Below are 24,113 nucleotides of genomic sequence, written 5' to 3'. Positions count from 1 at the left end.
CAATCCGCCAATCGATGCACATCCCTTCACAGCGCAACGTGTGACGCGCAACACTCGCAGGCGCATGAACGTTGCCGCCCGGTCCTCCTCGATCCGCGGAAGTGAGGGCAAGTCATGTCCGTGCAAGATGAACTGACATCGGTCCAGCGGTGCCTCGACGACCTGTACCGGTCGGTGGGACGCCTGGAACAGCAGATCGGCGGGGGTGGGCTCGACATGCGTCGCGTCCGCACCGACGCCGATCACCTGCGCGAGAGCGTCGCGCTGCTGCGCGAGACCGCCACCGGCGCCACGTCCCCCAAGCGCCCCGAACTCGTCACGATCCCCGACACGCCGTACGACGACACCCTGTGGACGGACACGGACGACGAGGGCCTCGGCGCCCGCGACCGCCACGCCCCCTGACCCCGAGCACTCGGACCCGAGAACACCCAGAACACCCGAGGCACCCGAAGCACCCGAGAGCTCGACAACCGAAGAATAAGAACCGACCGGGAGTCCACGTTGGCCACTGGTACGGAACCACCCGCAACAGAACCCCATCCCGGACGCGGCGGCGTACTTACCGGTACGCGCGCCGCGATCACCGTCCCGCATCTGCGGACCGACCGTTGGTGGCTGGCGCCCGCGGCCACGGCCGCCGGGCTGCTGGCCTTCATCGTGTACTCGACCTGGCGGGCCTTCGCGGACGCGCACTACTACGCGGCCCCGTACGTCTCGCCGTTCTACTCCCCCTGTCTGGCGGAGCGCTGCGAGCCGATGCACGCGGGCCCCAACTGGGAGATCTTCGGCGGCTGGTGGGGCATCTCGCCCGCCATCATCATCCTGATCTTCCCGCTCGGCTTCCGCCTGACCTGCTACTACTACCGCAAGGCGTACTACCGCGGCTTCTGGGCGTCCCCGCCCGCCTGCGCGGTGGCCGAGCCGCACAAGAAGTACACCGGTGAGACCCGCTTCCCGCTGGTCCTGCAGAACATCCACCGGTACTTCTTCTACGCCGCGATCGTCGTCGCCGGGATCCTGACGTACGACACCGTCCTTGCCTTCCGCGACGAGAACTACGAGTGGGGCCACATGGGCCTCGGCACCCTCGTCTTCCTCGTCAACATCGTGCTGATCTGGGCGTACACCCTGTCCTGCCACTCGTGCCGGCACATCGTCGGCGGCAAGCTCAAGCACTTCTCCAAGCATCCCGTGCGCTACCGGATGTGGCAGTGGGTCGGGAAGCTCAACGCCCAGCACATGCTGCTGGCCTGGGCGTCGTTGGTGAGCGTGGCGCTCGCCGACTTCTACGTGTACCTGGTCGCGTCCGGCGCTTTCGATGATCCGAGGTTGTTCTGATGTCCGTGGTGGACCGGCAGGAGTGGGACGTCGTCGTGGTCGGCGCCGGGGGCGCCGGACTCAGGGCCGCGATCGAGGCGCGGGAGCGGGGCGCCCGTACGGCCGTGATCTGCAAGTCGCTGTTCGGCAAGGCGCACACCGTGATGGCGGAGGGCGGCATCGCGGCCGCCATGGCCAACGTCAACGAGAACGACAACTGGCAGGTGCACTTCCGCGACACCATGCGCGGGGGCAAGTTTCTCAACCAGTGGCGGATGGCCGAGCTGCACGCCCAGGAGGCGCCCGACCGGGTCTGGGAGCTGGAGACCTGGGGCGCCCTCTTCGACCGTACGAAGGACGGCCGCATCTCGCAGCGCAACTTCGGCGGCCACGAGTACCCGCGCCTGGCGCATGTCGGCGACCGTACGGGTCTGGAGCTGATCCGCACCCTCCAGCAGAAGATCGTGGCGCTCCAGCAGGAGGACCACAAGGAGACCGGGGACTACGAGTCCCGGCTGAAGGTGTTCCAGGAGTGCACGGTCACCCGGGTCCTGACTGTGTCTGACAGCGGCTCCGCCGCGGGCGGCAGCCGGGTGTCCGGGGTCTTCGCGTACGACCGTGAGACCGGCCGTTTCTTCGTCCTCGAAGCGCCCGCCGTCGTGATCGCCACCGGTGGCATCGGCAAGTCCTTCAAGGTGACGTCGAACTCGTGGGAGTACACGGGTGACGGGCACGCGCTGGCCCTGCTCGCGGGGGCGCCGCTGCTGAACATGGAGTTCGTGCAGTTCCATCCGACGGGCATGGTCTGGCCGCCGTCGGTGAAGGGCATCCTCGTCACCGAGTCGGTGCGCGGCGACGGCGGGGTGCTCCGGAACTCCGAGGGCAAGCGGTTCATGTTCGACTACATCCCGGACGTCTTCAAGGAGAAGTACGCGGAGTCCGAGGAGGAGGGCGACCGCTGGTACGAGGACCCGGACCACAACCGCCGCCCGCCCGAGCTGCTCCCCCGTGACGAGGTGGCCCGCGCCATCAACGCGGAGGTGAAGGCGGGCCGGGGCTCCCCGCACGGCGGTGTGTTCCTGGATGTGTCCACGCGGATGCCGGCGGAGGTCATCCGCCGCCGGCTCCCCTCCATGTACCACCAGTTCAAGGAGCTGGCGGACGTCGACATCACGGCGGAGGCGATGGAGGTCGGGCCGACCTGTCACTACGTGATGGGCGGCATCGCGGTCGAGTCGGACACGGCGGCCGCACGCGGCGTGCCGGGGCTGTACGCGGCCGGGGAGGTGGCCGGCGGTATGCACGGCTCCAACCGGCTGGGCGGCAACTCCCTGTCCGACCTGCTGGTGTTCGGCCGCCGGGCCGGGCTGCACGCGGCCGAGTACGCGGCTGGGCTGGGCGGTGAACGGCCGTCGGTGGACGACAGCCAGGTCGACACGGCCGCCGCGGAGGCCCTGCGCCCGTTCTCCGCCGAGGGTCCGGTACCCGGCGAGCAGGAGGGACGCCCGCCGGAGAACCCGTACACCCTCCACCAGGAACTCCAGCAGGCCATGAACGACCTGGTCGGCATCATCCGCCGGGAGGGCGAGATGGAGCAGGCGCTGGAGAAGCTGGCCGATCTGCGGGTACGGACGCGCCGGGCGGGGGTCGAGGGGCACCGGCAGTTCAACCCCGGCTGGCATCTCGCCCTGGACCTGCGGAACATGCTGCTGGTCAGCGAGTGCGTGGCGCGTGCCGCGCTGGAGCGCACCGAGTCGCGCGGCGGCCACACCCGCGAGGACCATCCGGCGATGGAGCGCGAGTGGCGCCGTATCAACCTCCTGTGCCGGCTGGCCGATCCTACGGGCGGGTTGGCGGCCACGGACCCGGTCGTCGGCCAGATCGCCCTCACCCGCGAGACCACCGATCCCATCCGCCCCGACCTGCTCGCCCTGTTCGACAAGGAGGAGCTGGTCAAGTACCTCGCCGAAGAGGAGCTGTACGAATGAGCGGCTACACGGCCCACTTCAGGGTATGGCGGGGTGACGTCGGGGGCGGCGACCTGGAGGACTTCAAGGTCGAGGTGAACGAGGGTGAGGTCGTCCTCGACATCATCCACCGCCTCCAGGCCACCCAGGCCCCCGATCTCGCCGTCCGCTGGAACTGCAAGGCCGGCAAGTGCGGTTCGTGCTCGGCGGAGATCAACGGGCGGCCACGGCTGATGTGCATGACCCGTATGTCGGTGTTCACCCGCGAGGAGACGATCACCGTCACGCCGCTGCGGGCGTTCCCCGTCGTACGGGACCTGGTCACGGACGTGGGCTTCAACTACCAGAAGGCGAGGGAGGTCCCGTCCTTCGTCCCGCCTTCCGGACTCGGCCCCGGCGAGTACCGCATGATGCAGGAGGACGTGGACCGGCCGCAGGAGTTCCGCAAGTGCATCGAGTGCTTCCTGTGCCAGGACACCTGCCATGTCGTCCGCGACCACGAGGAGAACAAGCAGGCCTTCGCCGGCCCCCGCTTCCTGATGCGCGTCGCCGAGCTGGACATGCACCCGCTGGACGCGGCCGAGGACACCGGCCTCGACCGCAAGACCACCGCCCAGGACGAGCACGGCCTCGGCTACTGCAACATCACCAAGTGCTGCACGGAGGTCTGCCCCGAAGGCATCAAGATCACGGACAACGCGCTGATCCCCTTGAAGGAACGGGCGGTCGACCGCAAGTACGACCCGCTGGTGTGGCTGGGATCGAAGATCAGGAGGCGTTCCTCAGCAGGCTGAGGGCCTGCTGGAGGTTGTGCTCGGCGATGTCCCGCATGAACTCCCGGTCCGGGAAGTCGCCGTCGAGGAGGCGGAGGGGGCCGGCGACGAGGGAGAGGCGTATGGCCAGGCGGTAGAGGCGGAGTCGGTCCTCGTCAAGAGCCGGGCCGGGGGTGCGGAGGACGTCGTAGTGGGGGCCGAAGCGGAGCTCCAGGAACACGTGTTCCCACTCCGGGTCGAAGTACATCAGGCCTTCGATGTCGATGAGGACCGGATGGCCGTCGGTGTCGATGAGGACGTGGTCGGGGCCCAGCTCGCCGTGGATCAGGGTGTGGTGGTCGCGGGGCCGGACGGCCGACGCGAGCGTACGTATCCGCTCGTCGAGCGCCTCGCGCGCCCCGGCGATACGGGCGTCCCGGCCGGCCGCCTCCGCGATGTCGAGCAGGGCCCGGTCCCGTACGACCTGCGCGCAGGACGTGCCGTGCGAGGTGCCTCCCGCGTCGACGACGGAGACCTTTCCGAAGGCGTGTGTCGCGTGGGCGCGCATTGCCTCCAGCGCCTCCGCCAGCCGTTCCAGGGTGGCCGTCGCCGGGCCCTCCGGGCCACGGTGCAGCGCCTCCTCCAGGGTCCCGCCACGTACGTCCTCGACGACGGTCGCGTCCGCCGGGAGGTGGCGGCCGGTGCGGTCGGCGAGGAGGAGGCGCGGGGTACGGACGCCGAGGTCGGCGAGCCGGTCGTGGGCGGCCGTGAACAGGTCGATGCCGGAGGCGTGCGAAAAGGGGTCGCGGGGGTCCGGCTCCCCGGCTCCGCCGTTCCAGTAGTCCTCGTCCGGCGACCAGACGTACGCGATCGCCGTGCGGCGGTCGTCGAAGGTGAGCCGGTAGACGCCCTTCTTACTGCCGCCGCGCAGCCGCGTGACGGCGGTGAGGCGACAGGCCGGGCCCATGGCGGCGTGGGCGAGGGGCTCCAGATCGGCGCGGGTGAGGAGCTTGCGCGCGCCCGTCACGGGGTGACGCGGGCGTTGCCGGGGCGGGTCGCGAGGAACGACAGCACCGAGCTCACGACGCACAGCACTATGGCCGCCGCGCCGATCGCGTACGAGCCCTCAGTGGCCCAGGCGTACCAGAACAGATCGAGCGCCACGGCGCCGACGAGCGTCGCGTACCCCCACAGACGCGGCCGCAGCGTGCTGCGGCGCAGCCATGGCAGCAGCCACCCCGTACGGATCGCGATGACGGCGAACACGACGACGACCAGCGAGACCGTCGCGAGGAACCCGGTGACGATGTTTTCCGGCATGTCCGCCTCCCCCGGGAACAACGAGGTTCCCTCTGAACAACAGGGCGATCATGACATGCCCTCGCCACGGCGACCAGTCCGTTCTCACCCGGCGATCCCATCCTCCCCGGCCGCCCCTCTCCGCCACATCCCGGTCGCGACCACGCGATAACCGCCATACGCTCCCAAATGTGACGTCGCGTCTGAGGAGAAGCAGGCCGCGGGGCGCCACGTCGCACATAGGTGTGCGGGTGGCGCACGCCGCGTTCGGGGGGCTGGTGGCCGTGGGCTGGCTGCTGCTGCCCTCGGCGACGGATACGACCGCCGTAGACCGCCCCACGCCCCCCGCCGTCATGGCGCAGCCCGAGGACGACGGGTCCTCCGCCACCGATCTGATCCTGCCGGTGGCCGCCGCGGGCGCGGCGGCGGCGATCGCCACGTACTCACTCGTACGGCGCAGAAGGCGCACCACGCTGCGCACGACCCCGACCGCCACCTTCGAACAGCACCTCGCCCCGTTGTCCGACCTCCACCGCCGGGGGCAGCGGTTGCTGGTGGAGACGGACGACAGCGTGCGTACGAGTGCCGAGGAACTCCGTTTCGCGGCGGCCCGGTCGGGCAATGAGGCGGCCAAGCCGTACGTGGAGGCGCTGACGGAGGCGCGGGAGGAACTGACCACCGCCTTCCGGCTGCGTCAGCGACTGGACGAACCGGGTGAAGGCGCCGACACCCTGTCGCCCGACGACGAGCGAGCCCTGCTGGAGGAGATCCTCGCCCGCTGTACGACGGCACAGCGACGGCTCGACACGGCGGCCCCCGGCTTCGACCAACTCCGCGCCCTGGAGCGGGAGATGACCCCGGCCCTGGAGTGCGCGGAGGCCCGCTTCCGTGAGCTGACCGGCCGTACGGCGACCGCGGCCACCACCCTCGCCGGGCTCCGTGAGCGGTACGCCCCCACCGCCTGTCTCCCCGTCGCCGGCCACGTCGAACAGGCCAAGGACCGTCTGGTGTTCGCCACGGCCGAGCTCAACCGGGCCCGCCAGGCAACCGACACGGGCAACAACGAAGCAGCCGCCGTGCACCTGCGGGCTGCCGAGGGCGCGGTGGACCAGACGGACGTCTTCGTGACCGGCGTGGAGCGGCTCGCCATCGAGCTGGCCCGCGCCGCCGAGACCGCGAAGCGGGGCGCACCCTTCACCGGCCCCTACGACGACCCCCTCGACGTCCTCCGCCGCCAGGGCCACTGGCCACTCCCGGCCCGCAGCACGGTGACCGCCACGGCGGACTTCATCACCACGCATCGCGGGGCGGTGGGGGTACGGGCGAGAACCCGCATGACGGAGGCGGAACGCTACTTGGCGCACGCCGAGGCCGAGAGCACCCAACGCGCCCACACCCTCGCCCAGGAGGCCCGACGCCTGGCCGAGCAGGACGTACGGGCATACGGCAACCCGTACGGCGGCCCGGTGGGCGACGGCGTTGCCGGGGCGTTGCTGGGCGGCATCCTCCTGGACGAGGCACATGGCGGGGGGCGAGGCGACCTGAGGGGGCCAGCCTGCTACGGCGGAACGGCAACACGTGGCCGCAGGGCGGTGGGCGGCCAGTTCTGAGACCCCGCGTGCCTTTAAGGGGCGTGGGGCTGTGTCGATATGCGCCTCCGCCGCGTGGGCGCGATCAACCCCCACGAACCCGCAGACCGGTACGACCCGAAGCACCCCTCCGCTGACGAACCATCACGCTAGAACAGGCTCAACAACGCCTCCGCCGGATCCGTAAGCCCGGTCTCACCCCCCGGCAGCGGCAACTCGAACCACACCGTCTTCCCCCGAGGCGTCCGACGCGACCCCCACGCCGCGGAGAGCAGCCCGACCAACTGCAGCCCCCGTCCCCCCTCATCCGTGTCGCGGGCGCGCCGACGGCGCGGCTGGACAAGCCCCGCGTCCCAGACCTCGCAGACAAGGGTCCTGTCGAGCAGCAACCGCAGCCGAATCTCCCCCTCGCCATACCGCAGCGCGTTGGTGACCAGCTCGCTGACCAGCAGTTCGGCCGTGTCGACCAGCGGCTCCAGGTCCCAGCTGAGGAGCTGCCCGCGGGCGTACTCCCGGGCACGGCCCACGCTGCGCGGCTCGCGCGGCAGGGTCCAGTCGCCGACGGAGTCGGCCGGCAGCCCCTGAACACGTGCCATCAGCAGGGCGATGTCGTCCTCGCCGTGGTGGGTGTCGAGGGTGTTGAGGACGTGGTCGCAGACGTCCTCGAGGGACCGGGGCGTGTCGGCGCGCAGCGTGGCCGGCGGCTGGGCGGGGTCGGTGAGCGCACCGACGAACGCCTGGAGGCCCTCGTCGAGGGGATGGTCGCGGGATTCGACCAGTCCATCCGTGTAGAGCGCGAGCAGCGCGCCCTCGGGGAGTTCGACCTCGACCTCCTCGAACGGCTCGCCACCGACGCCCAGCGGCATGCCGGGCGGCACGTCGAGCATGAGCGCGCTCTCACCGGGTTCGACCAGTACCGGCGGCAGATGGCCCGCGTTGGCGAAGGTGCAGCGGCGGGTCACCGAGTCGTAGACGGCGTAGACGCAGGTCGCGAGGTACACCTCGGCGAGGTCCTTGTCCCGGGGCCGGCCGGCGGCGGTGCGGGAGGCCGACTGGCCGCCGCCGGGGGTGCCGAGGCCTCGGGCGATCTCGTCGAGTGCCGAGAGAACCTCGGCGGGTTCGAGGTCCAGCAGGGCCAACGTACGGACTGCTGTACGAAGTTCGCCCATCGCCACCGCCGCGCGCAGTCCGCGGCCCATCACGTCGCCGACGACGAGCGCGGTGCGGTGGCCGGGGAGTTCGATGACGTCGAACCAGTCGCCGCCGACCTCGGTGGCCGCGTTGCCCGGCAGATAGCGGCACGCGATGTCGAGTCCGGAGGCCTCCGGGTCGCCCGGGGGCAGCAGGGAGCGTTGCAGTATCAGCGCGCGCTCGTGCTCGCGGCGGTACAGCCGCGCGTTGTCGATGCAGACGGCGGCGCGCGCGGCCAGTTCCACGGCGAGCGCGCGGTCGCGTTCGCCGAACGGCTCGCTGCCCTTCGTCCGGGAGAACTGGACGAGTCCTACGACGGTGTCGTGGGCGACCATCGGGACCGCGAGCGTGGTCTGGATCAGGTTGCCCTCCTCGGGCACCTGTTGCGGGCGGGCGGTGCGCAGGGCGTCCGCGCAGGGCGAGTTGAACGGGTAGTGGTGGACCGCGCCGACGCGCACCGGGGCCGGTCCGCCGACGAAGGGCGCGTCGGAGACCGCGCTGGCGAAGGCGACCCGGCGCAGTTCGGCGCTGCCGTCGGCGAGTCCGGGCGGGGTCTCGTCGCCGACCAGGAGGCCCTGGTAGAGGTCGACGGTGGCGAGGTCGCAGAAGCCGGGGACGACGACGTCGAGGAGTTCGCGGGCGGTGGTCTCCAGGTCGAGGGAGTTGCCGATGCGCGAGCCGGCCTGGTTCAGGAGGGCGAGGTTCCGCCGGGCGGCGGCGGCCTCGCGGGCGGCGGCCCGACGGGCCGTGATGTCGGTGCCCAGCCAGGCGATTCCGATGGGACGGCCGGTGCCGCTGTGTACGCGGTAGAGGTTGACGGACCAGTGGCGGCGCTCGTCGGAGCCGGGGACGAAGCCCGTGATGTGCATGTCCGTGATCGAGTCGCCGGTCTGCATGACCCGGCGCAGGGTCGCCTCGACCCGCTCGGCCTCCGGGGACCGCAGATAGTCGTGGACGCCCTTGCCGCGGTGGTCGTCGACGGCGCCGCCGTAGATGGAGGCGAAGCGCTCGTTGACACGGCGTACCCGAAGGTCGGGGTCGATCAGGAGGAATCCGAACGGAGATTGGCCGAAAATCGACTGCGAAGCGGCGAGGTCGGTCTCGATCCGGCGCAGGGTCCGGACGTCCACGACGATGCACACGGCGGCCCGTTCGCCGTCCTCCACCGTGGTGGGCATCACATAGACCTCGGCCAGTCCATCGACCCCCTCGCCCCCGTCGGGCCCCGGCACGCGGAACGGGACGACCCCGGTCCACTCCCGGCCGTCGAGGACCTCGGCCATCTTCCGCTGACCCTCTTCGCGCCGGTCGGGGTCGATGAAGGCCTCGATGGGGTCCATGCCGACGGCCCGCTCGGCCGATATGCCGAACAACTGCTCCGCGCGCAGACTCCATTGGTCGACGAGGCCGTCGGCGCCTATGGAGAACGAGGCGACCTTGATGTAGTCGTACATGGATCCGGGCGGGCTGATCTGCCACATCGAGTCACCGGACCCGTGCCCGGCCATGACACCCGGGACACCCGGGGGCGCGGCCTCCACATCCGCGGCACCGCCGCCGCCCGTGCCGACCGCCGCACGACTCCCGGCCCCGTCACGGCTCCCGGCCCCGTCGCCGCCCGTCGTCCTGTCGCGTGCGGCCGCGGACAGGCCGGAGTCGTCTGCGGCCCTCGCGCCGTCCGACGGGTCCTTGGACTCCGTGTCCGTGGACTCCGTGGCCTTCGCTGGTATCTCGCTCACGCGAACCGTCCCCTCCAGCTCACCGCGTCCGGCTTCGGTCACCAGGGGCGGCTGCCCGCAGTATCCAGCACTACGGCGCCACGCAACACGGTGTTCACGATCACAGCACGGTCCCGATCGTTTTTGGACCGGCCGGGACATACTCCCAAGCCTTCCAACCAGGCGGCGCCCGCTCGAACCAAAGACCCCAGCCAGCGCTACTGGCTTGAACCAGTCGGTCGCACGCGCGCCCCGGGGAGCCGCCCCTCCCTCGGCCCGTACGCCGTGGACGCCCGTCGTGCATCAGGACCCTAGGGGTGTTTCGAAAGTCCCGTACGTCGAACCGGGCCGCTCAGCCGGGAACCGCCAGCTCGAACCAGACCGTTTTGCCCGCCTCACCGGGGCGGGTACCCCAGGCACGCGAGGAAACGGCGACGAGTCGCAGACCGCGGCCGCTCTCGTCGTCCGGTTCGGCGGCGCGCTCGCGGGGCGGGTCGGGCAGCGGGTCGGAGACCTCGACGAGCAGGGTGCGCGGGGGGCCGTCGGGGCGCACGAGCCGTACGCCGATGGGGCCGGTGGCGTGGCGCAGGGCGTTGGTGACCAGTTCGCTCACCAGCAGTGCGGCGATGTCACCGAGGGGCTCCAGATCCCAGTCGCGCAGCCGCGTCCGGACGACTGCGCGCGCGGTACGCACGGCGCCGGGCTCCGCGGGGAAGGTCCACTCGGCGCAGTCGTCTCCGGTGTCGATCACGCCGATCACTTCCCAGTCCAGAAGCGAGTCCTGTCCGGTTTCATTGGGTTAATGGGCACATACCCGATATGCGGACCGGCGTACCGCGCGGAGGGCTGCCGCCCTTGGGCTCCGCCATGGGCGCCTGAGAGCTCGGGGGTTCCTGATTGCAGGCGGCTGCGGGTGATTCGTGGTTGCTCGCGCAGTTCCCACCCACCCACACTCGCCGACGAAACTGAACCCCCGAGTTCTCAGGCGCCCTGAACGTCCCCCCAAGCCAGCCGCGCCGTCTCCATCACCGCCGGGACATCCTGGTCCAGCCAGTCCACGTCCCACACCTCATCCGCCGTGAGCCAGCGCAGCTCATCGTGGTCTTCGAGAGGGCGCGGCTCGCCCGAGATGAGGTGGGCGATCCAGACGCGCAGGACGTAACCCGGTCTCACCGGCCACTCGCCGGGCACCCGCTCCGCGGACTTCGCCTCAACGCCGAGTTCTTCGCGCAGCTCACGGACGAGGGCCTGTTCAGGAGGCTCGCCGGGCTCCACCTTGCCGCCGGGCAACTCCCAGCGTCCGGCCAGCTCAGGCGGTGCGCTGCGGCGCGCGGCGAGCAGTCGCCCGTCGCTCAGCAGAGCGGCTCCCACCACCACGATCGGTTCGGTCATGCGCGGGAGCCTACGGGAGCGGGCGTACCCGCCGGGCAGAGTGGATCACTTGCTCCCGACCTGACCGTTCTGACCGTTCTGACCGACGCGTTCGACCCAGTAGAGCTGCTTGTGCCCTCGATGGTCGAGGCTGTCCGCGATCTCCTGGGCCTCCGCACGGGTCGCGTACTGCCCCACGCGGTAGCGATTGCCGTTGTCGTCCTGCCTTATGACCAGCCAGGGAAGAGTGATCGTGCCGTCGTTCATAGAGCCCCACTGCTCCTTCCCGCCCCGGCCCTCCCAGGTCCCACCCCCGGATGCCGTCGCGCCCCACTGGCCAAGGAAACCGCAATCCGCATATGCCCGAGCGTACGCCTAACCTTCACGCAGCGAATCCGAGTTTTCACAAAGAGGCACGCAACCAGCCAAGACGGAGGGGGCGCACTCCGTCGAACGCGCCGTCGATCACTACCCGCGCGCCCCCTGGTGCCGCAACGAGCAGCGAGCCAGGGCCTTTCGAACAAAGCGCGACACCACCGGATCCCATGACGCCCCGGCGGCGAGAACGACCGAATTCGAACTACGTTCGGACAGGCCCCGAAGCCTCCGAAATCTACAACTTCCGCCAGAAGACGGCCACTTGGCCCATTCCCGCACCGCCGCCCCATACACACGGAGTCGGCCGATTCCCCGTACGGGCGGCGCGCCGGTCAGTCACTCACGGCTCAGTCACTCGCTGCGCCGACGAGACACCCTTCACTTCAGCCGGGCAGCCCATACACGACTCACTTCACCGGCAGGTGATACGACACCCGGTACCGGTCCGCCGGCACCACCACGTCCGCCGTCTCGACCGGGCGGCCCGAGGCGTAGTACGTCCGCTGGACGACGAGGACGACATGGCCGGGTACGCCGCCGAGGGCGAGGAGTTCCTCGGCGAGGCCGGGGCGGGCGCCGACCTCCTCGGTGACGTTGTCGACGACGACGTCGATGGCGGCCATGCGCTCGACGACACCCATACCGCCGAGCGGGCCCTCCTCGGGGAGCATGACCGGTGTGCGGCCGGTGAGGGCGAGGGGCTCCCAGGAGGTGGAGAGCATCATCACCTCACCCGCGTCCCGGAAGGTGTACTTGGTGCACATCACGCGGTCCCCGGGCTGAATGGCCAGCCGCTCGGCGATCGCGCCGCTCGCCTCGACCTGCTCGCTGCGCGACTCCCAGGTGCCCCGCGTGGCGGCGTCGGCCTGCTCCTGCCGGAAGGGGGTGGCACCACCGGCGGGTCGGAACCCGGAGCGGGCCACCCGGCGCGGCACCGGCCGCTCCCGCACATACGTACCCGACCCGGAACGGCCTTCCACCAGCCCCTCGGCCATGAGCACCTTGCGGGCCTCCAGCGCGACCGTGTCCGAAACGCCGTACTCCTCGCGGATGCGGGCCTGGGAGGGGAGACGGGTGTGCGGCGGCAGCGAACCGTTCACGATCTTCTTGCGGAGATCACCCGCGACACGCAGATACGCCGGCTGCTCACCGAAAGTCACTGGCCGCTCCCATCTGGCTGTACAGACAGCAACAGCGTGGCAACCGTGGGTTGTGCCATGCAAGCAAAGGCCAGAGAATCACTCGATGTGATGACATGCCCCCGGTGAGGGCTTTACGCAGGCACTTTCTCCCCGCTATGGGAGCCGTCACACCTGCGCGTCGGACTCCTCCCCTCCACCGGCCTCCTCGGCGCTCTCCTCGTCGTACGTCGGCGGTGTGGTGGCCAGGCCCAGAGCCTCGCGTGCCGTGACCGCCTTCGGGCCGTCGGTGAGGCGGTGCGCCTTGTCCCAGTGGTCGCTGAAGGTGCCGGCGTCGCTCGCGTCGGCCGCACCCTGCCACTCCTCGCGCGCGTCGTCGAGCGCCTTGGCGTAGTCGGTCACGGCCTTCTCCGTACCGGCCTCCCAGTCGTGCACCCGCAGCGCCGCCGTCTGCCGGTCCAGGGCGTCGGCCACCTGCGCCGCCCACTCCTTGTGGGCGGGCAGGTCGTCCTCGACGTACTCCGTGTCGGGTACGTCGTCGAAGGCCTCGTCGAGGACGGCGTCGGCCTCAAGGAAGGTGAACTGATCGGGGTCGAGAGTCGTCTCGTCCTGCCGCAGCGAGCCCGTCAGGCTGGCTTCGGCGTCCGCGTTGCCGAACATGCAGGTGATCTCGCGGTCGCCGTACCGCCAGCTCTGCCGGGTGGGCGTGAAGTAGTACACGTCGACGTCGTCCGGGACCGCCCAGCTGTCCATCGCGTACGACTCGGAGAGGTCGTAGCACCTCTCGTCCGCGACGTCGGTGACCGCGTCGTCGCCCGGGTAGTCCCCCGCCGGCATCAGGAAGTTGGCGAAGACCTCGGCGTCGTGCTCCCCCTCGCACGGCACGGTGTCGACGTCGTACGCGTAGCCCTCCAGGGACCCGCTCGGCGCGTCGAAGCACTCGCCCTTCTCCACCGAGAAGGTGGTGCCCGCGCCGCTCGCCGCGTCCCGGAAGCCGTCCCACGCGTCGCGCGCGCCGCCCGTGGTGAACGCGAGCGTCATCAGGAGCGCGCCGATCGTCGACAGCACGATTCCGGCCACCGCCATGCCCTTGCCGCGCTCCCCCTTCTTCCTGATCTGCACCAGCGCGACGATCCCCAGCAGCAGCCCCACGCCCGGCAGGAAACACAGCACACCGAGCACCAGTCCGGCGATCGCGAGCCCGTTGACGGGCGGTGGCGGCTGGAGCGCGGGATACCCCTGCCCCCAGGCCTGGCCCCAGGGCTGAGGGGCCGGGGCCGCCTGGGACGGGTACGGCTGCCCCGGCACCCGCGGGTACGGCTGCGGCTCACCCGGAGGCACGAACGGGTTGCCCTGGGGCTGCTGGGGCCCGGAGGGCGGGGGTGTGGCCACGGGTACCGTGCTCCTTGTCCGAGGGGCGAGGGTGCGGAATCGGGCGGGATCGTGGGGGGGATCACGCGAGACGCCGGGAACTGACGTACGAACGTCATCGAACGCCGTACGACAGGGCGCATGGTAAGCGCGGGAGGGGCAGGGACGGTATGCGAGTGACCGACGGGGCGGGCCGGGCTACCGACAAGAAGGTCGCCACCGCCGAGGTGATCGAGGCGGTCGAGGCGGTCGAGGCGGTCGAGGCGGTCGAGGCGGTCAACGGGCTGACGGCCCGCTGGGCCGGCGCGGTGTGGCGTCCGGGTCGTGTCCGATGGGACCGTGTTCTCGGCGGCGGGAGTGTGGCCGCTGCTGGCGTTCCTCTCGGACGGTGCCGCGGGCGCGGCTCGGAGCGAGCCGGGAGAGGCGTTGGGCCTGCCCGCCAGCCGGGCGGCGGGCGCGGCGCGGAAGTTGCTCGACGGCCTGGCGGGCGTGCGCGGGCTGGATTCCGCGCTCGGGCTGTGGACCTGGCGGACCGACGAGCTGCGGAACGACTGGGCGGCGGGGCTGCCCGCGGGGACGCACGGGGTACTCACCGGGGACGAGGGCACCGACCGGCGGACACTGGACGCCTGGGCGGCGAAGCACACCGGCGGACAGATCGACCGTATGCCGGTGACGTTGCAACCGAACACGGTCCTGGTGCTGGCCACCGCCCTGGCGCTGCGCACAGATTGGGAGGTGCCGTTCAAGAGCGACCTCGTGCCGTGGCGGGGCGACGACCGGGCCGGGCTCACCCGGACCACCCCCGATCTCGACTCCGTGGCGGTCGTGCGGACGCCCTCCGGTGCGGTGACCGTGGCGACCGTGCGGGGGACGGACGGTCCCGACGTCCTTCTGCTGCTGGGCGACGAGGAGTTGGGGCCGGGGGAGGTCATCGGCGCGAGTGTGGAGGTCCTCGCGGGCACACGGACGGCGGTCCCCGGCAGCCGCCTCCCGCTCGGGCAGGCCGGCCCCGGACTGCTGATTCAGAAGCTCCCCTGCCCCCACCCCGAACCACCGAGCCTGCGGCTGGACACCATCCAGTTCGCCCTGGTCGCCGAGCACGACCTGGCGGCCCGGCCCGAACTGTTCGGCCTGGCCACGGCCGCGGACGGCGCCCCCGGCCACTTCCCGGGCATCAGCGCGGCCCCGCTGGGCCGTATCTCCGGTCAGCAGTCGGCGACGGCGAGCTTCGGCGCGAGGGGTTCCGGGCGGCCGCCGTCACCGCGTTCGAGATCCTCTGGATGGAACTGCCGGAGAGGGAGCCGCAGTACGAGACCCTCCGGGTCCACGCCACCTTCGGCCGCCCTTTCGGTTTCCTCGCCGTCCACCGCGACACCCGGCTCGTCCTCGCGGCGGGCTGGGTCACCGACCCGGAGCCCTTCCGCGAGGACGACCTCGAGAGGGCCGGCTAGAACTGCAGCGCCCACGAATCGATACGCCCGGTGTCCAGCGCGGCGTTGTCGCTCACCCGGAGCTTCCACACACCGTTCGCGACCTCCGAGGAGGCATTGACCGTGTACGTGGTGTTGATGTTGTCCGAGCTGCCACCGGTGCCGTACGCCTTCAGTGTGTACGCCGTGCCGTCGGGTGCGATGAGCTGTACCTGAAGGTCACCGATATAGGTGTGAACGATGCTCACAGGCACGCTCAGTGATGACGGCGCGTTACCTGAAACGCCGTTCACAGTGATCGGGGACTCGACGGTGGAATTGTCGTTGACCGTGTAGTCGGCCGTGTTCTCAAAACGCGGCCCGGTCGGCGGTGGTGTGGTCGACCCGCTGCCCACGTTGAGCAGACGGTTGGGCGAACCGCTGCCGGGGCCGGTGACGACGCCGGTCGAGGAGGCGTTCACGAGAGCCGTGGCGACCTGGGCCGGCGTGGCAGCGGGGTTGTCGGCCAGGTGGAGCGCCACCGCACCCGCGACATGCGGGGTCGCCATCGACGTACCGGAGATGGTGTTCGTCGCGGAGTCACTCGTGTTCCACGACGAGGTGATGGAGGAGCCCGGCGCGAAGATGTCCAGCACGGAGCCGTAGTTGGAGAAGCTGGAGCGGGCGTCGGAGGACGTGGTGGAGCCGACGGTGATGGCCTCGGTGACACGGGCGGGCGAGTAACCCGACGCGTTGGAGCTGTCGTTGCCGGCCGCGACGGCGAAGGTGACGCCGGCGGCGATGGCGTTGCGTACGGCGGTGTCGAGCGCGGTGTCCGCGCCGCCGCCGAGCGACATGTTGGCGACGGCCGGCTTGACCGCGTTCCGGGCGACCCAGTCGATGCCCGCGACGACCTGCGCGGTCGTACCGGAGCCGGAGTTGTTGAGCACGCGGACGCCTACGATCTTGGCCTTCTTGGCGACGCCGTACGCCGTACCGCCGACCGTGCCCGCGACGTGCGTGCCGTGGCCGTGGCCGTCCTGGGCGGTGTTGTCGTTGTCGATGGCGTCGTAGCCGTAGGAGGCGCGGCCGCCGAAGTCGCTGTGGGTGATGCGTACGCCGGTGTCGATGATGTACGCGGTCACGCCGGTCCCGGCGGAGTCCGGGTAGGTGTAGGAGCTGTTGAGCGGGAGCGCCTTCTGGTCGATCCGGTCCAGGCCCCAGGAGGGCGGGCTGGGCTGGGTCGTGTTGATGCGGAAGGTGCGGTTCTGGACGACGGAGGCGACGTTCGAATCAGCGGCGAATCGCTTCGCCTCTGCCTCGGTGGCCTCGATCGCGTAGCCGTTGAGCGCCTTGATGTACGTACGCTCGATGTCGGCGCCGTACTCCTTCGCCAGGGCCCTGCCCCTGCTGGAGTCGGCCCGGGCGTCCGCCTTGAGGGTCACGATGTAGCTGCCGGCGACGGCGTTCGCCGCGCCCTCGTACTGGATACGGCCTTCCTGGACACGGCCTTCGGGCGCGGCCGCGGCGGGGAGGGCGGAGACGAGACCGGCGGCGAGTGCGGCGGTGGCCGCCGCGCTGATCATGGCCAGTCTTCGCCGGGTTTGACGCATCACTGCCATCTGAGGGTCCTCCTCGATCGGTGGTGCGCGGGTGGGGGTGGTGCACGCACGGGAGGAGTGAACGACATGCTCATGTCAATTTCGTCCCTGTGAGACTCCTGTGCGTCAGCCGAAAGATTGAGGCCTCCACAGGAATTACACAAGGGCCCTGCACGAACGTAACGGCGGACGGACGCAGGTGGTGCAACACGGCAGCCACTCACCCACCATGACACACCGTCACCAATCACCCACCCCGACTACCCTGCGTTCATGACACCTCTGCCGGATCGCTTCTGCCCGACGGACGGCACGCGCGTCCCCGCCGCCTCTCTCGCCTGGTGCTGCCCGGCCTGCCGGGGCCCGCTGGACCTCGACTTCGCGCCCACGCCGGCCCCGCTCAAGTCCCTGACCGGCCGGGTGAACTCCCTCTGGCGCTACGCGGAGTGTCTTCCCCTCACGTCACCCTCGGTGTCGCTGGGCGAGGGCCGGACCCCGCTGGTCGAGCTGAAGGAGGGCGTATCGGCGAAGCTCGACTTCCTGATGCCGACGCTGTCCTTCAAGGACCGGGGCGCGGTGCTCCTCGCCGAACTGGCCCTGCGGCTCGGGCCGCGCCGGGTGGTCGCCGACAGCAGCGGCAACGCGGGCACAGCGGTCGCCGCGTACTGCGCCCGGGCCGGGCTGCCCTGCACGGTGTACGTCCCTGACGGAACGTCGGCCAAGAAGCTGGAGCAGATCGGGGCGCACGGCGCGCAGCTCAAGGTCGTCGACGGCAATCGCGAGGCGGCGGCGCGGGCGGCACGTGAGGCGGCGGACGCGGACGGTGTCTTCTACGCCTCGCACGTCTACAACCCGTACTTCCTGCATGGTACGAAGACCTACGTCCACGAACTGTGGGAGGACCTCGGCGGCCGCCTCCCCGAGGTGATCGTCGTCCCGGTCGGCAACGGCACACTGCTGCTGGGTGTCGCCCTGGCCGTGTCCGAGCTGTACTCGGCGGGGCTCATCGACCGACGCCCCGCCCTCCACGCCGTCCAGTCGGCGGCTGTCGCCCCGCTGGCCCACGCCTTCGCCGAGGGCGCCGACGACCTGGTCGGGGTCACCCCCACGGCCCCCACGCACGCCGAGGGCATCGCGATCCCCCGCCCACCCCGAGCCCGCCAGATCCTCCGAGCCGTACGCGCCTCCGGCGGCACCTTCCACACCGTGACAGAGGACCAGCTCCGCCACGCCCAAAGCGACCTGGCCTCCCGCGGCCTGTACGTCGAGTCCACAGGCGTGGCCTGCTGGGCAGCAGTGAGGGAGGGAGCGCTGGGGGCACGCACGGCGGTGGTCCCGCTGTGCGGGGCGGGCTTGAAGACGGGGCTGGCTTCAAACCCCGGCTGAGTGAAGCGCCCCAAAGGGGCGCGGGGAACCGCGCGAACAACCCCCAGAAGCCCGCACCCGCCAACGAACTGACCGGACCGAGCTCTCAGGCGAAGCGGGGCCGAAGGGGCGCAGCCCCTGGATGGGGGTCCCCCCACTCGAGCGAAGCCGAGAGTGGGGGAGGGACGGGTAGGGGCGGCGGGGGCGAACGCCGAGGACACCGAACGCCCGACGTCAGTACCACGCGAACAACATCAACGCGAGAACCCCCGCCCCAACCGCCGTCAACACCACACTGCTCCGCTTGTGCCCGACCCACACCAGGAGCACCGCCGCGGCAACCGCCAGCACCCGAATCTCCCCGTTGAACACAACAAGCACGCCAAGAATCGCCAGCGCCACCCACATGCGTCCCCCCTCTCCCCCACCGACTTCCTGCCCGCTGAAGGCTTTCCCCCGCCACTAGATCAACACCCCCAAACCCCCACGATCCAGACAAGGAAAAGTCCAAGGGCCGAGCCGGTAGGGGTCCGGCCCTTGCTGATCGGGGCCGAGGTCTGTGGGACTTCTCCGCAAGGTTTTCGGCCTGATCGCGCTCCCCAACTCCGTCCCTCGCCCGCAATCCGCCACTCACAGCGGCCTAGCGGTCAGCAAATCGCCGGGGCCGTAGGCGGCATCGAGCCCTGGACAGTCGACTCCGTTGCGCGAGACCGCCACGACTGGAACAGGTTCGTCGGTGAGGGCGGCCCGGTGTCGATGGAGAGCTGCCAGGTCGTGCCGGTCGAAGGGCGACTGCTCCAACCACTTGATGGAGCCGACGAAGATCAGCTCCTCGGCAATGGGAGCGCGGTCCGCCCCGACGATGTCGATCTCAACGTCGTTGGTGCGGTTCCAGTAGCCGCCCACTGCGGGCGCCGCGGGGAGTCGGTCGTCGGGCAGTATCCGGGCGAGTGACTCGCGGACGAGCGGCTCGATCGCCCGGCCGCGCCAACTGGTCCAGCTCTCCCGGATCCGCGCCAGGGTCAGATCGCCCCGCCCTCGCTCGATCTCCTCCATGGACGGGCCGAGCAGGTGCAGCCAAAACCGCAGGTAGGGATCTGTCACCCGGTAGCGGCGATCCTTCGACGGACGCAGCGATACGGGCAGCTCCGCGGCGACGATCCGCTTGTTCGTGAGCAGTTCCAGGGCTCGCTGCAACGGCGTAGCCCCGATCCCACCGGCCGCACGGGCGATGTTGGTGAAAGTCCGCTCACCACTGCCAATAGCCGCAAGCACCGTACGCGCCTGAGCCTGCGGGGGGAATTCGGCAGCCAACGAGCGCTCGGCCGACACCAGCAGGGCCGAGACGGGGTCGTTCAGGGCCTCGCCGAGGAAGTCCCACAGTCCCGCGCCGTGCGGCCACTCCGCACAGATCAGCGGCAGCCCGCCAGTGACCAGCGCGGCATCTGTTAGTGCAAGGTCTCGCCAGAGGTCGATCACGCGTGCGCGATCGCCGGGGAGCTCCTGGGGGTGATGCCGGCCGTGCCCTCGGCTACGGTGAACAGCGACGTCCGGCGTCTCGCGCGGGAACTCTCCCGCTTCCGGAGCAGCCATGCCGTACGCGATCTGCAGCCAGCGCTGGCACGGGTACTCGCCCCCGGTCACGGCTGACACGGACTCCACGACCGACACCGGATCGAGCCGCCCTGCTCACCGGGCTACCCGGTTCGGCCCTCCGGATCCCACGCCCCGGCGGGATCCTCCGATCCCTTCCGACGCGTCGCACCACGCCGCGGCTTCTGCGGAGCAGAGCCCCATCTCCGGCTGCTCACGGAGCTGTTGATGAGCGACCGGGCACCGGACCCGCCACCATGGCCGGACCTGTTCCCGGGCTGGGGGACGGTTTTCTCCCAGCCGCCGACGGAGCTCTGGAACCCGCTGGTGAGCAGCTGGCTGAACGCCGCGGCGCGCGACGGTACGCGGGAGATGGCGCTAGGCGTGATGGTCGGGGCGACGCACGGCCGCACGGCCGCTCTCCACCGGCTCTACACCATCGCCTGCGACTGGGCGGGGCCCGCGCGCCACCCGTCCCGGGCGGCGGTCGCCGCCCTCTTCTGGCAGCACATCGACCACGCGCAGTACGCCCGCACGGAGCGTGCGGGCGCCAGACCTCGGACCACGGAAGAGGCACGATGAAACACCGCTTTCCCAGCCTGCTGTTCATCGCTCTCTGCGGCCTCGCACCGGCTGTGCTCGGAAACCTCCTGCACTGGTCGGTGTGGCTGTGGGGCTTCATGTCCATGGTCACAGTCTCGGGCTCCCTGCTGCTCGTGATGACGGTCCTCAGCGGTGGCCGTGCGTCGGCCGCCCCTTACGAGCCCGGGGAACCTGAACCGCCCGCCGCGCCGACGGAGCCGCCGTACCAGGAGACGCGGGTGGTTGACGCGGCGCTGCCGAGCGCCGTGGACGGCTACGACTTCCTCTTCTCCGCCGCCGTGTGGCGAGCGCCTGCGGAAGCTGAACGACCTTCGCAAGGACGAGGAGATCTGGGAGTACGAGCGTCAGCACGAGCGCAACAAGCGGCGCTACCTCGGTGACGACGTACTCAAGAGCGCGGGCAGCGCGGTGGTGTGGTGGCTCGCCCGCCACGAGAACGAGATCGAGAAGGCGGTCGACATGATCGGCCCGCTCGCCCAGATCGCGGCGGCGGCCAACGACGAGGAGGTGCCCGAGCTGTTCCGCCACCTGCTGGTCCCACCCGTGGACGCGCGGAGCGAGGCGACCATCGGGGGTCCGCTGTGGCGCGGGGACGGCCCGGGAGGAGGGACGTTCGACCGCGAGGAGGAAGTAGAGGTCTCGGATCGGCTGCTCCTGCTGCTGGCGGCGCTGGGCCTGAAGCCGGACATGGACGAGTACGCGGTGTTCGTGCACCGCGTGGTGCGGAGTCTGGAAGCGGCCGGGCTGGACGAGGCCGCCGAGGAGATCAGGCGGACCCTTCTCCCGACGCCCGACGCCCGACGAGGGCGGGGGCGAGGGGCCGGAGGGTGGGCCTTCGTGCGAGGGGGACACCACGGGGCCCTGGTCGCCGCGCTTCCCAGCCCCCGAGGGCTCGCCGTTCACCGACGCGGCCGCGGACCCGGATGCCGATGCGGACGCGGGCATGTTCACGCCGGGGGTGGCGGAGAGCGGCGCCGGCGAACGGAACCAAGGCTGGCAGGAGACGAGCGAAGACGGTATGACACCTCCGTACTTCTGGGACACCTCGCACAGCCCACACCGGCCCGCCGCACCTCGCGCACGGGACGAGGACGACGAGGCCGGGAGCTGATCCGGTAGACGCTCGGCTCTCCAAGGCTCCCCTTCACCGCACACTGCGGCGGGGGAGTCCTTTCCTACCCCGAGGCCTGGGCAAAGCCATCACTCGCCAGGGCGCTGACCCGGGCAAACCAGGGGCCCGACCTCGAAGGTCGGACCCCTCCTGACCTGCATGTTTGCCAGATCGGTGACGTGGTGCTGCGTCACCCGCTACACGTTGAAGCGGAACTCGACGACGTCCCCGTCCTGCATCACATAGTCCTTGCCCTCCATGCGGGCCTTGCCCTTGGAGCGGGCCTCGGGGACGGAGCCGGTTTCGACGAGGTCGTGGAAGGAGATGACCTCGGCCTTGATGAAGCCCTTCTGGAAGTCGGTGTGGATGACGCCGGCGGCCTCGGGGGCGGTGGCGCCCTTCTTGATGGTCCAGGCGCGGGATTCCTTGGGGCCGGCGGTGAGGTAGGTCTGCAGGCCGAGGGTGTTGAAGCCGACGCGGGCGAGGATGGCGAGGCCCGGCTCCTCGGCGCCGACCGACTCCAGGAGCTCCATCGCGTCCGCCTCGTCGAGCTCGGCGAGGTCCGCCTCCAGCTTGGCGTTGAGGAAGATCGCCTCGGCGGGGGCGACCAGGGCGCGCTGCTCGTTCTTGAAGTCCTCGTCGACCAGTTCGTCCTCGTCGACGTTGAAGACGTAGAGGAAGGGCTTCGTGGTCAGCAGGTGCAGGTCGTGGAGGAGCTCGTTGCGCTCGGTGCCCTGGACGATGCCGTGCGCGAAAAGGGTGTCGCCCTTCTCCAGGATCTCCTTGGCCTCCTCCACCGCCTTGACCTTCGGCGCGATGTCCTTCTTGATCCGCGACTCCTTCGCCAGGCGCGGAAGGACCTTCTCGATGGTTTGAAGGTCGGCGAGGATCAGCTCGGTGTTGATCGTCTCGATGTCGTCCTTGGGCGAGACCTTGCCGTCGACGTGGACGACGTTCTCGTCCTTGAAAGCACGGATGACCTGGCAGATCGCGTCCGACTCGCGGATGTTCGCGAGAAACTTGTTGCCGAGGCCCTCGCCCTCGCTGGCGCCGCGCACGATGCCCGCGATGTCGACGAAGTCGACGGTCGCGGGGAGGATCCGCTGGGAACCGAAGATCTCGGCCAGCTTGGTCAGGCGCGCGTCCGGGACGCCCACGACGCCGACGTTCGGCTCGATCGTAGCGAACGGGTAGTTGGCCGCGAGCACGTCGTTCTTGGTCAGGGCGTTGAACAGGGTCGACTTGCCGACATTGGGCAGACCGACGATTCCGATCGTGAGCGACACGTTTGCGACTTCCCGTACGTAGGAGGAGGGCCAGGCGGCCGGGCCTGGGGTGGCAGAGCCCGGAATCAGGGCCTGTCCGCCGGATCCTGCGGATCGTGCCCCAGCGGCCAGAGGGCTGGCCGATCCCCCAGTTTACGGCGTGCCGACGCCTGACCCGGCGACGTATCGAACGCTTGGCCAAGGTCCGCTCATCGGCGTGTCTGTAGACCCATTCGGCACATTAACCGACCTAAGTTGGTGCGGTGGAGCAACCCAGGACGCAGCCCCCTCGGACCGGTCGGCCCCGCCGCACGGCCCTTCCGCCCGTTCCGTCCCAGGCGGCCAGAGGCGGCCGGGGCCCGTCGGGCGTGGGGGCACCGCGCCGTGCCCCGGTCGCGCGCCGGCCCGTTCCGCCCCCGGTCCAAGCCGTACGGCGCGTCGCCCGCGCCGTGCGCCGGATGCCGAACCCCCGGCTCACCGGGCTCGGCTGCGGGTTGTTCTGCGGAGCGTCGATGTTCGCGCTCGCCTGCCTCGACCAGCTGCTGTTCGGGGGCTCCCCCGCCCTGTACGGGGTGCTGTTCCTGTTGGTCAGCGCGTTGACCGCGGTGTGGGTGCGGTCGGGCGACCTGACGAGCGCGCCGGTGGTCGTCCCCATCGCCTTCGCCGCCGGACTGCCACCGATCGCCGGCGGCGAGGGCGGCCTCGGCGGGCATCTGATGGGGCTGATCACCGCCCTCGCCGTGGAGGCGGGCTGGTTGTACGGCGGTACGCTCGTCGCCGGGCTCATCGTGACCGTCCGCAAGGTGCGGCTGATGGCCCGGCGCGCCGCCGAGCGGGAGTGGGAGAGGGAGAGCGTGAAGGATCGGGGTCGGGATCGGGAGAGGGCCGTTCGGGAAAGGGGGCAGGGCCAGGGCAGGGTGCCCGGCGCCCAGGCCGCCCGTCCTCCGCACGACCGCCGGACCGTCCGCCCCCGATCGCCACGGCCATCCGCCCAGCCGCGCCGTACCGTCCCTCGAAGTTCCTAGCGGGGTCGCTTCGCGGAAAGCCGCTGAGCAGGCCGCTGCGTGG

21 protein-coding genes and 2 pseudogenes are annotated in these 24,113 nt (G+C 70.6%); 11 read left to right on the top strand and 12 right to left on the bottom strand.

The window, feature by feature from the left end; all coding sequences use genetic code 11:
• Nucleotides 1–114 precede the first annotated feature (114 nt).
• The 4 genes from F3T56_RS19750 (at nucleotide 115) to F3T56_RS19735 (ending at nucleotide 4,081) form a co-directional block, all read left to right on the top strand.
• The gene (locus tag F3T56_RS19750; RefSeq protein WP_149826501.1) at nucleotides 115–405 is read left to right on the top strand and encodes a hypothetical protein; all 291 of its coding nucleotides are present in this window, start codon (nucleotides 115–117) and stop codon (nucleotides 403–405) included.
• Between the two features lie 99 nt (nucleotides 406–504).
• The gene (locus tag F3T56_RS19745; protein WP_149826500.1) at nucleotides 505–1,341 is read left to right on the top strand and encodes a hypothetical protein; all 837 of its coding nucleotides are present in this window, start codon (nucleotides 505–507) and stop codon (nucleotides 1,339–1,341) included.
• Nucleotides 1,341–3,308: a fumarate reductase/succinate dehydrogenase flavoprotein subunit gene (locus tag F3T56_RS19740; RefSeq protein ID WP_149826499.1), complete on the top strand. Its 1,968-nt coding sequence runs from the start codon at nucleotides 1,341–1,343 to the stop codon at nucleotides 3,306–3,308. Before F3T56_RS19745 ends, F3T56_RS19740 begins: the two co-directional genes overlap by 1 nt.
• Nucleotides 3,305–4,081, top strand: a complete 777-nt coding sequence (locus tag F3T56_RS19735; RefSeq protein ID WP_149826498.1) for a succinate dehydrogenase/fumarate reductase iron-sulfur subunit — start codon at nucleotides 3,305–3,307, stop codon at nucleotides 4,079–4,081. Before F3T56_RS19740 ends, F3T56_RS19735 begins: the two co-directional genes overlap by 4 nt.
• On the opposite strand, the gene F3T56_RS19730 is transcribed toward F3T56_RS19735, so the two are convergent.
• Nucleotides 4,056–5,066, bottom strand: coding sequence for a phosphotransferase family protein (locus F3T56_RS19730; RefSeq protein WP_246203711.1), 1,011 nt, complete (start codon nucleotides 5,064–5,066; stop codon nucleotides 4,056–4,058). The genes F3T56_RS19735 and F3T56_RS19730 overlap by 26 nt on opposite strands.
• A complete protein-coding gene (locus F3T56_RS19725) occupies nucleotides 5,063–5,359 on the bottom strand; it encodes a hypothetical protein (RefSeq protein WP_149826497.1) in 297 nt (98 codons plus the stop codon). The genes F3T56_RS19730 and F3T56_RS19725 overlap by 4 nt, the downstream gene beginning before the upstream one ends.
• A gap of 170 nt (nucleotides 5,360–5,529) precedes the next feature.
• Between F3T56_RS19725 and F3T56_RS19720 the strand changes: the two genes are divergently transcribed.
• Entirely contained in the window at nucleotides 5,530–6,948 is a 1,419-nt protein-coding gene (locus F3T56_RS19720) for a hypothetical protein (protein ID WP_246203710.1), read from the top strand.
• A 128-nt stretch (nucleotides 6,949–7,076) separates the two neighbouring features.
• On the opposite strand, the gene F3T56_RS19715 is transcribed toward F3T56_RS19720, so the two are convergent.
• From F3T56_RS19715 to F3T56_RS19690, 6 genes are all read right to left on the bottom strand, one after another.
• The gene (locus tag F3T56_RS19715) at nucleotides 7,077–9,857 is read right to left on the bottom strand and encodes a SpoIIE family protein phosphatase (RefSeq protein ID WP_172639031.1); all 2,781 of its coding nucleotides are present in this window, start codon (nucleotides 9,855–9,857) and stop codon (nucleotides 7,077–7,079) included.
• A 331-nt stretch (nucleotides 9,858–10,188) separates the two neighbouring features.
• Nucleotides 10,189–10,596, bottom strand: a complete 408-nt coding sequence (locus F3T56_RS19710; protein ID WP_149826496.1) for an ATP-binding protein — start codon at nucleotides 10,594–10,596, stop codon at nucleotides 10,189–10,191.
• 221 nt (nucleotides 10,597–10,817) lie between these two features.
• Nucleotides 10,818–11,228, bottom strand: coding sequence for a (deoxy)nucleoside triphosphate pyrophosphohydrolase (locus tag F3T56_RS19705; protein ID WP_149826495.1), 411 nt, complete (start codon nucleotides 11,226–11,228; stop codon nucleotides 10,818–10,820).
• Nucleotides 11,229–11,273: 45 nt separating this feature from the next.
• A complete protein-coding gene (locus F3T56_RS19700) occupies nucleotides 11,274–11,474 on the bottom strand; it encodes an SPOR domain-containing protein (protein ID WP_149826494.1) in 201 nt (66 codons plus the stop codon).
• Nucleotides 11,475–11,992: 518 nt separating this feature from the next.
• Nucleotides 11,993–12,745 (bottom strand): GntR family transcriptional regulator, encoded by a 753-nt coding sequence (locus tag F3T56_RS19695; RefSeq protein ID WP_149826493.1) that lies wholly within the window; start codon nucleotides 12,743–12,745, stop codon nucleotides 11,993–11,995.
• A gap of 147 nt (nucleotides 12,746–12,892) precedes the next feature.
• A complete protein-coding gene (locus tag F3T56_RS19690) occupies nucleotides 12,893–14,116 on the bottom strand; it encodes a DUF4190 domain-containing protein (RefSeq protein ID WP_149826492.1) in 1,224 nt (407 codons plus the stop codon).
• A gap of 303 nt (nucleotides 14,117–14,419) precedes the next feature.
• Between F3T56_RS19690 and F3T56_RS49760 the strand changes: the two are divergent.
• Together F3T56_RS49760 and F3T56_RS49755 are read left to right on the top strand one after the other, a co-directional pair.
• Nucleotides 14,420–14,791 (top strand): annotated as a pseudogene (locus F3T56_RS49760) (serpin family protein); the annotation flags it as partial.
• Nucleotides 14,792–15,378: 587 nt separating this feature from the next.
• Nucleotides 15,379–15,549 carry a hypothetical protein gene (locus tag F3T56_RS49755; RefSeq protein WP_342786964.1) on the top strand — a complete coding sequence of 57 codons (171 nt, stop codon included), beginning with the start codon at nucleotides 15,379–15,381 and terminating at the stop codon, nucleotides 15,547–15,549.
• On the opposite strand, the gene F3T56_RS19680 is transcribed toward F3T56_RS49755, so the two are convergent.
• Complete coding sequence (locus F3T56_RS19680) at nucleotides 15,546–17,129, bottom strand: S8 family peptidase (RefSeq protein ID WP_149826491.1); 1,584 nt, start codon at nucleotides 17,127–17,129, stop codon at nucleotides 15,546–15,548. The two genes, F3T56_RS49755 and F3T56_RS19680, sit on opposite strands and share 4 nt — an antisense overlap.
• Before the next feature lie 252 nt (nucleotides 17,130–17,381).
• Between F3T56_RS19680 and F3T56_RS19675 the strand changes: the two genes are divergently transcribed.
• Complete coding sequence (locus tag F3T56_RS19675; RefSeq protein ID WP_149826490.1) at nucleotides 17,382–18,494, top strand: threonine synthase; 1,113 nt, start codon at nucleotides 17,382–17,384, stop codon at nucleotides 18,492–18,494.
• A gap of 213 nt (nucleotides 18,495–18,707) precedes the next feature.
• Here F3T56_RS19675 and F3T56_RS46255 read toward each other — a convergent pair whose 3' ends face one another.
• A complete protein-coding gene (locus F3T56_RS46255) occupies nucleotides 18,708–18,881 on the bottom strand; it encodes a hypothetical protein (RefSeq protein ID WP_172639030.1) in 174 nt (57 codons plus the stop codon).
• A gap of 222 nt (nucleotides 18,882–19,103) precedes the next feature.
• Nucleotides 19,104–19,919 (bottom strand): annotated as a pseudogene (locus F3T56_RS19670) (ATP-binding protein); the annotation flags it as partial.
• Between the two features lie 375 nt (nucleotides 19,920–20,294).
• Between F3T56_RS19670 and F3T56_RS19660 the strand changes: the two are divergent.
• Together F3T56_RS19660 and F3T56_RS19655 are read left to right on the top strand one after the other, a co-directional pair.
• Nucleotides 20,295–20,648 carry a hypothetical protein gene (locus F3T56_RS19660; RefSeq protein ID WP_246203709.1) on the top strand — a complete coding sequence of 118 codons (354 nt, stop codon included), beginning with the start codon at nucleotides 20,295–20,297 and terminating at the stop codon, nucleotides 20,646–20,648.
• 243 nt (nucleotides 20,649–20,891) lie between these two features.
• The gene (locus tag F3T56_RS19655; protein WP_246203708.1) at nucleotides 20,892–21,788 is read left to right on the top strand and encodes a hypothetical protein; all 897 of its coding nucleotides are present in this window, start codon (nucleotides 20,892–20,894) and stop codon (nucleotides 21,786–21,788) included.
• Nucleotides 21,789–21,977: 189 nt separating this feature from the next.
• Here the strand turns inward: F3T56_RS19655 and ychF are convergent, their stop codons facing one another.
• Nucleotides 21,978–23,066, bottom strand: coding sequence for a redox-regulated ATPase YchF (gene ychF, locus F3T56_RS19650; RefSeq protein WP_149826489.1), 1,089 nt, complete (start codon nucleotides 23,064–23,066; stop codon nucleotides 21,978–21,980).
• 437 nt (nucleotides 23,067–23,503) lie between these two features.
• Between ychF and F3T56_RS19645 the strand changes: the two genes are divergently transcribed.
• On the top strand, nucleotides 23,504–24,070 hold the full coding sequence (locus tag F3T56_RS19645) for a DUF6542 domain-containing protein (RefSeq protein WP_342786959.1): 567 nt from the start codon (nucleotides 23,504–23,506) through the stop codon (nucleotides 24,068–24,070).
• Nucleotides 24,071–24,113 lie beyond the last annotated feature (43 nt).

The sequence above is a fragment of the Streptomyces tailanensis genome, from assembly GCF_008386495.1.
Classification (GTDB): Bacteria; Actinomycetota; Actinomycetes; order Streptomycetales; family Streptomycetaceae; genus Streptomyces; species Streptomyces tailanensis.
The sequence above is the reverse complement of the archived record's forward strand: the minus strand, read 5'-3'. Positions and strand labels throughout refer to the sequence as shown.